The sequence below is a fragment of the Paraburkholderia sp. BR10937 genome, from assembly GCF_040965695.1.
Classification (GTDB): domain Bacteria; phylum Pseudomonadota; class Gammaproteobacteria; order Burkholderiales; family Burkholderiaceae; genus Paraburkholderia.
In genome coordinates this window covers 218,557-225,534 of sequence record NZ_JBFRCL010000006.1, presented here as the reverse complement: position 1 = coordinate 225,534, position 6,978 = coordinate 218,557, and the positions used below count along the sequence as shown (strand labels likewise).

Below are 6,978 nucleotides of genomic sequence, written 5' to 3'. Positions count from 1 at the left end.
CGGACCAGACGAGCGCGCACGACCCGATCAACGGCTACCTGCCGCAGGGCTGGACGGTCGAGCAGTGGCGCGAGGCGCAGAAGGTCGCGCCGGAAAGCATCGTGAAGGTCGCGAAGGAGTCGATGGCTCACCAGGTGCGCGCGATGCTCACGCTGCAGGAACGCGGCGCGGCCACGCTCGACTACGGCAACAACATCCGCCAGATGGCGCTCGAAATGGGCGTGGAAAACGCGTTCGATTTCCCGGGCTTCGTGCCGGCCTATATCCGGCCGCTGTTCTGCGAGGGCAAGGGCCCGTTCCGCTGGGTGGCGCTCTCGGGCGACCCCGAGGACATCTACAAGACGGACGCCAAGGTCAAGGAGCTGATCCCCGACGATCCGCACCTGCACAACTGGCTCGACATGGCGCGCGAGCGCATCGCGTTCCAGGGCTTGCCCGCGCGTATCTGCTGGGTGGGCGTGAAGGATCGCTACCGTCTGGGCCAGGCGTTCAACGAGATGGTCAAGAACGGCGAGCTGAAGGCGCCGGTCGTGATCGGCCGCGACCACCTCGACACCGGCTCGGTGGCGAGCCCGAACCGCGAAACGGAATCGATGAAGGACGGCTCGGACGCTGTGAGCGACTGGCCGCTGCTCAATGCGCTGCTGAACACGGCGGGCGGCGCGTCGTGGGTGTCGCTGCATCACGGCGGCGGCGTGGGCATGGGCTTCTCGCAGCACTCGGGCGTGGTGATCGTGGCGGACGGCACGCAGGCGGCGCACGAGCGTCTTGGCCGCGTGCTGCTCAACGACCCGGCCACGGGCGTGATGCGCCACGCGGATGCCGGCTACGAACTCGCGCAGCAAACGGCGCGCGAGGCGGGTCTCAAGCTGCCGATGCTCGGCCGCTGAGCGGTGTGACGCCGCCGTTCAAACACGGCGGCGTCACGCTTGCGAGCGCTCGCTCAGAGCGTTTCGGGCAGCCGGTGTGAGTCGTTGTCGACGCAACAGACCAGCACCTCGGCATCCTCGGCACCCGTGCTGAGATAGACGTGCCCCACGGCGCTGTCGAAGTAGAGGCTGTCGCCGGGCGACAGTCTGAAGACAGTGCCGTTTTCGAAATGCAGTTCCAGCTCCCCGCGCAGCAGGAACAGAAACTCCTCGCCGCTGTGGCGGATGTAATCGGGAAACGCGTCCATCGTGCGCGCGTGGATGCGTCCGCGCATCGGCACCATGAGCTTGCCCGTGAGGTCGTTGGCGATCATGCCGTACTCGTAGTTCGGCGTGTCGTAAATCATCTGCTTGCCCGCGCGCGTGAGCGACGGCTTCATCGGGCCGGCCGCCTTGCGCTTCCTGCGCCCGAAAATCGTGTCGAAGTCCACGTTGAGCGCGTGCGCGAGCGCCGCGAACTTGTCATAGGTGAGCGCAATGTCGCCGCGCTCGGCCTTCGAAATCGTCGAGACGGCGATGCCTGACAACTCCGATAGCTGCATCAACGTCAACTCGCGCGCCTTGCGCGCCTCGCGCAGACGCGCGCCAACGGCAGCGTGATCGATTTCTGTTGCCGCCTGCCCGGTTGCTTTCCCGGTTGCGTGTTCAGTTGCGTGCTCAGTTGCGTGATTACGTGCTGCGCTTTTTGCCATGGAAGGGACGGTTCCCGGTTACGGGTTTTGTCGTATACGAGAAATATTTTTTTCTCGTATATGATAACTCGCATCTCGACTCCCCTTTCAAGGAACAGCGTCGTGGCTTCAATTGCATTGGGAAAAACGGGTCTTTCGAAGGGCCAGGTCATTGCCGCGACGACGCTGGGCACGGCGCTCGAGTACTACGACTTCACGATCTACAGCTTCTTCGCGATCCAGATCGGCAAGCTGTTCTTTCCCTCCGCATCGCCGGTCAACCAGTTCCTGCTTTCCATCGGCCTGTTCGGCGTGGGTTTCGTGGTGCGTCCACTCGGTGGCATCGTCATCGGCGCATATGCGGACCGCGCCGGGCGCAAGCGCGCCATGGTGCTCACCATCATGCTGATGGCGCTGAGCTGCGCGCTGATCGCCTGCGCGCCGCCCTATGCGGTGGCGGGCATCGCCGCGCCGCTCATCGTGCTCGCGGCGCGCCTGATCCAGGGCTTCGCGGCGGGCGGCGAGTTCGGCCCCGGCACCACGCTGCTGGTCGAATATGCGAGCGACAACACGCGCGCGTTCTTCGCAAGCTGGAACTTCGCTGCGACGGCGCTGGGCCTTGCACTCGGCGCGACGGTCGCCACGCTCGTGAACGTGCTGCTGCCAAAGGAAGCGGTCGACAGCTGGGGCTGGCGCATTCCGTTTCTCGTCGGCATCGTGGCGGCGCCCGTGGGCATGCTGATCCGCCGCCGCCTCGAAGAGACGCTGAGCGCGGCACCGGCGCACGGCGCGCGCCGAAGCGGCGCGTTGAAGTCGGCGCTCACCACGCATCTGAAACTCACGATACTCGGGACTTTCGCCGAACTCGGCGGCTCGGTGTCCATCTACATCACGGCGTTTTTTCTGCCGAATCACGCCGTGCGCGTGTTGCATCTTTCGTCCACGGCGGCGGTCGCCTCGGGCGTGGTCAGCTCGCTCGTGCTGTTCGTCGCCGCGCCGCTCGTGGGCAAGCTCGCCGACCGCTACACCCGCAAGCGCGTGCTCGTGATCTCGCGCGTCGTGCTGCTGCTCAGCGTCTATCCGGCGTTCGCCTGGCTTTCCGCCTCGCCTTCCATGACGCTGCTCTGCGCGGTGTCCGCTTTCCTCTCCGTGTTCGTGGCGGGGCAGGTCGTGCCGGTGCTCGTGATGATCCCCGAGCTTTTCCCGCGCGAAGTGCGTGCCACCGGCATCGCCCTGACCTATGTCGTGAGCGCCTCGATCTTCGGCGGATTTTCGCCACTTGTGGCAAGCTGGATCGTTGCGCGCACAGGCAATCCGCTCGCGCCCGCCTGGTATGTCGCGGCTGCCTGCGCCATTTCGCTGATCCCGCTCGTCTGGCTGCGCGACCGTACCGGCGAGGCCATCGACTGAACACCCCTTCATCAGGAAACCGAACGATGCTTGACAAGACCGATCTGGTCAGCCTGTCTGCCGTCGAATTGCGCCGCCTGATCGGCGCAAAAGCCATCTCGCCCGTCGAACTGCTCGACGCGTGCATCGAGCGCATCGAAGCCGTGAATCCGGCCGTCAACGCGATTACGGCGACCTGTTTCGACGCCGCGCGCGCAGCGGCGGTAGCAGCCGAGCAGGCCGTCATGGACGGCAAGCCGCTTGGCCTGCTGCACGGCCTGCCGCTCGGCGTGAAAGATCTCGAAGACACGGCGGGCCTGCTCACGACTTACGGCTCGCCGATGTCTCGTGGGCACGTGCCATCTCGCGACGTGGTGCTCGTGGAGCGCCTGCGCGCGGCGGGTGCGATTCTCGTGGCGAAGACGAACGTGCCGGAACTCGGCGCGGGCGCGAATACGCGCAACCCGGTATGGGGTGCAACAGGCAATCCGTTCAACCCCGCGCTCAATGCCGGCGGTTCGTCGGGCGGCTCGGCGGCGGCGCTCGCATGCGACATGCTGCCGGTTTGCACGGGCTCCGACACCGGCGGGTCGCTGCGCATTCCCGCTGCGAAGTGCGGGGTGGTGGGCTTTCGTCCGTCGCCGGGGCTCGTGCCCAATTCGCGCCGCCTGCTGGGCTGGACGCCGATCTCGGTGGTCGGGCCGATGGGGCGCGACGTCGCCGAAATGGCGCTGCAACTCGCGGCAACCGCGGGCGAATCGGCGGGCGATCCATTGAGCTATGCCGTGGATGCCAACGCCTTCGCACTGCCTGCGCACATTGATCCGTCGACGCTGCGCATCGGCTATACCGAGGACTTCGGCCGCTGCGATGTCGACCCGCAGATTCGTGCCGTGTTCCGCGCGCGCATGGCGGAACTCGAACGCATCGTCCATACCTGCGAGCCGGTGGAGTTCGATCTGGGCGATGTGCATCGCTGCTTCGACGTGATCCGCGCGGAGAGCTTCGTCGCGGGCCTGCATGCCGCCTATACGCGCGACCCGGGCGCGCTCGGTCCGAATACGCGCGCGAACTATGAAATGGGCGCGAAGATGTCGCTCTCGGACAGCGCGTGGGCGCAAGCCGAGCAAACGCGCATCTACCAGCGCTTCCGGAGCGCGTTCGCGCGCTATGACGTGATCGTTTCGCCCACCACGCCAGTCACGCCGTTCCCGTGGACCGAGCTTTATGCCGCGCAGATCGACGGCCGCGCGCAAGAGAATTACTACCGCTGGCTCGCGCTCACATACGTCGTTACGCTCACCACGCATCCGGCGCTCGCACTGCCGTGCGGCGTCGATCACGCGGGTATGCCGTTCGGACTCCAGATCGTGGGCCCGTTCCGCGGCGATATGAAAACGCTCGCCGTCTCGCAGGCGCTGGAAACGGCGTTTTCGGCGTATCCTCATCTGCGTCGTCCGCGCCCCGATCTCGCGCGCCTGACGCAACCCAATCCGGCGCTGACGTCCATCGTCACGGCGCCTCCCGTTTACAACCCGGCCGGTAGCGACGCTGCCGGTCTTTCGGCGGTATGAACATGAGCAACGACATCCAAAGACTGCAAACCAACGCGCGCATGAGCCAGGTGGTGATCGCCAACGGCGTGGTGTATCTCTCGGGCCAGGTGCCCGATACCGCAGGCGCGTCGATCGACGTTCAGGCAACCGAAATCCTCACGCGTATCGACAAACTGCTCGCATCGGCGGGCGTGGACAAAACGCGCGTGCTGACCGCGAACGTGTGGCTGAGCGACCCGAAGCATTTCGACGCGTTCAACGCCGTATGGGACGCCTGGGTTCCGCAAGGGCACGCGCCCACGCGCGCCTGTGTGCAGGCCTTGCTGATGCGCCCGGGCCTCGACGTCGAAGTGGCCGTCACCGCCCTCGCCTGAGTGCCTTCGAGCCAGGAACATTGCGTGATGAAATTCGATTCGGTCGTGCTTGGCGGCGGTATCGTCGGCGTCTCGGTGGCCTTGCAGTTGCAGCGGCGCGGTCTCTCGGTCGCGCTCGTGGACCGCAGGGCGCCGGGCAATGAAACATCGCACGGCAACGGGGGATTGATCCAGCGCGAGGGTGTGTACCCTTATGCGTTTCCGCGCGAGCTTTCAACGCTGCTGCGCTACGCGCGCAACCGCTCGACGGACGTGCGCTATCACCCTGGGGCGATGCCGAAGCTGCTGCCCTTTCTCTATCGCTACTGGCACCATTCGCGCGCCGACCGGCACGCCGAGATCGCGCGCGCGTATTCCACGCTCATCGAGCATTGCGTGATCGAGCATCGCGCGCTGATCGAGGCGGCGGGCGCGCAGGCGCTGTTACGCACCAACGGCTGGATGAAGGTGTTTCGCAGCGCCGCCGCCATGGACGCCACGGTGGCCGAGGCACAGCGCTGGCAGCGCGAGTACGGCGTGGGCCACGAGGCGCTGGATGCCGCGGCGCTGCGCGCCGCCGAGCCCGCGCTCAGTCACACGCTGGTGGGCGGCGTGCGCTACACCGATTCCGATTCGGTTAGCGATCCGAAGGGATTGGTAACGGCCTACTCGAAGCTCTTCGAGCAGCTAGGCGGCCGCGTGATGATCGGCGATGCCGCGACGCTCGAGCCGTCGTGGCGCGTCATGACACAGGATGGCCCCGTGCTGGCGAAGTCGGCGGTCGTCGCCATGGGGCCGTGGTCGGGCGATCTCACGGCGCGGCTGGGCTACGAGTTACCGCTCGCCGTGAAACGCGGCTATCACATGCATTACGCGCTCACGAATGGCGCGAAGCTGAATCAACCGGTACTCGACGCCGAAGCGGGTTTCCTGATTACGCCCATGGTACGCGGCACGCGCCTCACGACCGGCGTCGAACTCGGCTTGCGCGATTCGCCGAAAACGCCCGTTCAACTCGAAGCCGTGGAGCCGCTCGCGCGCGAAATCTTCGCGCTTGGCGCGCGGCTCGATGCCGAGCCGTGGCTGGGCCGCCGTCCGTGCACGCCCGACATGATGCCGATCATCGGGCCCGCGCCGAAGCACGAGGACCTCTGGTTCGCTTTCGGCCACGCGCACCACGGCCTCACGCTCGGCCCGGTCACAGGGCGCCTGATCGCGGAAATGATGACGGGCGCACCGACGGTGGTGGACCCCCGGCCATTTCGCGTCGAACGGTTCTGACGCGGCGCGCGTCGACGCACGTGTTTAGAACCGGTAGTTGAGCCCCGCGAATGCTGTGATCTCGCGGCGGCTCTCGGTGATCGGGCTGTCGGCGGCGTAATGCTGAAGGCGCCCGAACGTCGCGTTCACCGAACCGACCCAATGCTTCGAGAAGTCATGCGTCATGTAGAACGTCATGTGCAGATCGCGAATGCCCGCGCCCGGCGAATAGGCCGGCAAGCCGGATGCCGCACTCTCGTCCGGCGTCACGCCAAATAGCGTGCGCGTGTAGACGCCGTTGGCCCACGTGAGCCCCGGACCCACCGAAAACAGCCACCCCGTCAGCGGCAGCGACACATAGAGGTCCGCCGTTGCCGTCGTACCTTGCCCATGGCCGCTGATGTCCTGATACATGGCAACGGCGCCCGTGAACGCCCACGCCGTGTAATCGGCAAAAAGGCGCAGCTTGGGGCCGTCATCGACATTGCTCAGACCGTGCAGATGCGGGTCGTCCGACACGGTGCGCGACTGGAAGTCGAAGCTCAGCGAAGCGCCTACATGGTAGTTCTCCGCGGAAATCACGTTCACGCCCAGCACGTCCGGCCCTTGCGAGAAGAAGCGGTCGCGGTACGAGATGTCGAGCGACGGGAACGGATAGACCTTCATGTGGCGCGCGCCCGGATACTCGGGCGCGAAATAGGCGCCCGGACCGATTGAGACTTTCCACGGCGAGTCGGTTGTTGCGGTACTGGACGTATCGGTGTCGGCCCACGCGTGCGAGGCCAGGGTCAGCGCGGCGACGCACGCCAGCCCTTTCATT

7 protein-coding genes are annotated in these 6,978 nt (G+C 66.0%); 5 read left to right on the top strand and 2 right to left on the bottom strand.

Annotation, left to right across the window (positions count from 1 at the left end):
- The coding region (gene hutU, locus AB4Y44_RS07790; RefSeq protein WP_368699152.1) for a urocanate hydratase at positions 1–890 on the top strand (890 nt) is incomplete at its 5' end.
- Between the two features lie 53 nt (positions 891–943).
- Here hutU and AB4Y44_RS07785 read toward each other — a convergent pair.
- Positions 944–1,621, bottom strand: a complete 678-nt coding sequence (locus tag AB4Y44_RS07785) for an XRE family transcriptional regulator (RefSeq protein WP_342923155.1) — start codon at positions 1,619–1,621, stop codon at positions 944–946.
- A gap of 102 nt (positions 1,622–1,723) precedes the next feature.
- On the opposite strand from AB4Y44_RS07785, the gene AB4Y44_RS07780 reads away from it, so the two are divergent.
- Genes AB4Y44_RS07780 through AB4Y44_RS07765 form a run of 4 tightly spaced genes read left to right on the top strand, consistent with a single transcriptional unit; the run spans position 1,724 to position 6,179 of the window.
- Positions 1,724–3,010 (top strand): MFS transporter, encoded by a 1,287-nt coding sequence (locus tag AB4Y44_RS07780; RefSeq protein WP_342923154.1) that lies wholly within the window; start codon positions 1,724–1,726, stop codon positions 3,008–3,010.
- Positions 3,011–3,036: 26 nt separating this feature from the next.
- Positions 3,037–4,563, top strand: a complete 1,527-nt coding sequence (locus tag AB4Y44_RS07775; protein ID WP_368699151.1) for an amidase — start codon at positions 3,037–3,039, stop codon at positions 4,561–4,563.
- Between the two features lie 2 nt (positions 4,564–4,565).
- Positions 4,566–4,919, top strand: coding sequence for a RidA family protein (locus tag AB4Y44_RS07770; protein WP_342923152.1), 354 nt, complete (start codon positions 4,566–4,568; stop codon positions 4,917–4,919).
- Positions 4,920–4,946: 27 nt separating this feature from the next.
- Positions 4,947–6,179 (top strand): FAD-dependent oxidoreductase, encoded by a 1,233-nt coding sequence (locus tag AB4Y44_RS07765; RefSeq protein WP_342923151.1) that lies wholly within the window; start codon positions 4,947–4,949, stop codon positions 6,177–6,179.
- A gap of 24 nt (positions 6,180–6,203) precedes the next feature.
- Here AB4Y44_RS07765 and AB4Y44_RS07760 read toward each other — a convergent pair whose 3' ends face one another.
- Complete coding sequence (locus AB4Y44_RS07760; RefSeq protein ID WP_368699164.1) at positions 6,204–6,977, bottom strand: MipA/OmpV family protein; 774 nt, start codon at positions 6,975–6,977, stop codon at positions 6,204–6,206.
- Between the last annotated feature and the right edge of the window lies 1 nt (position 6,978).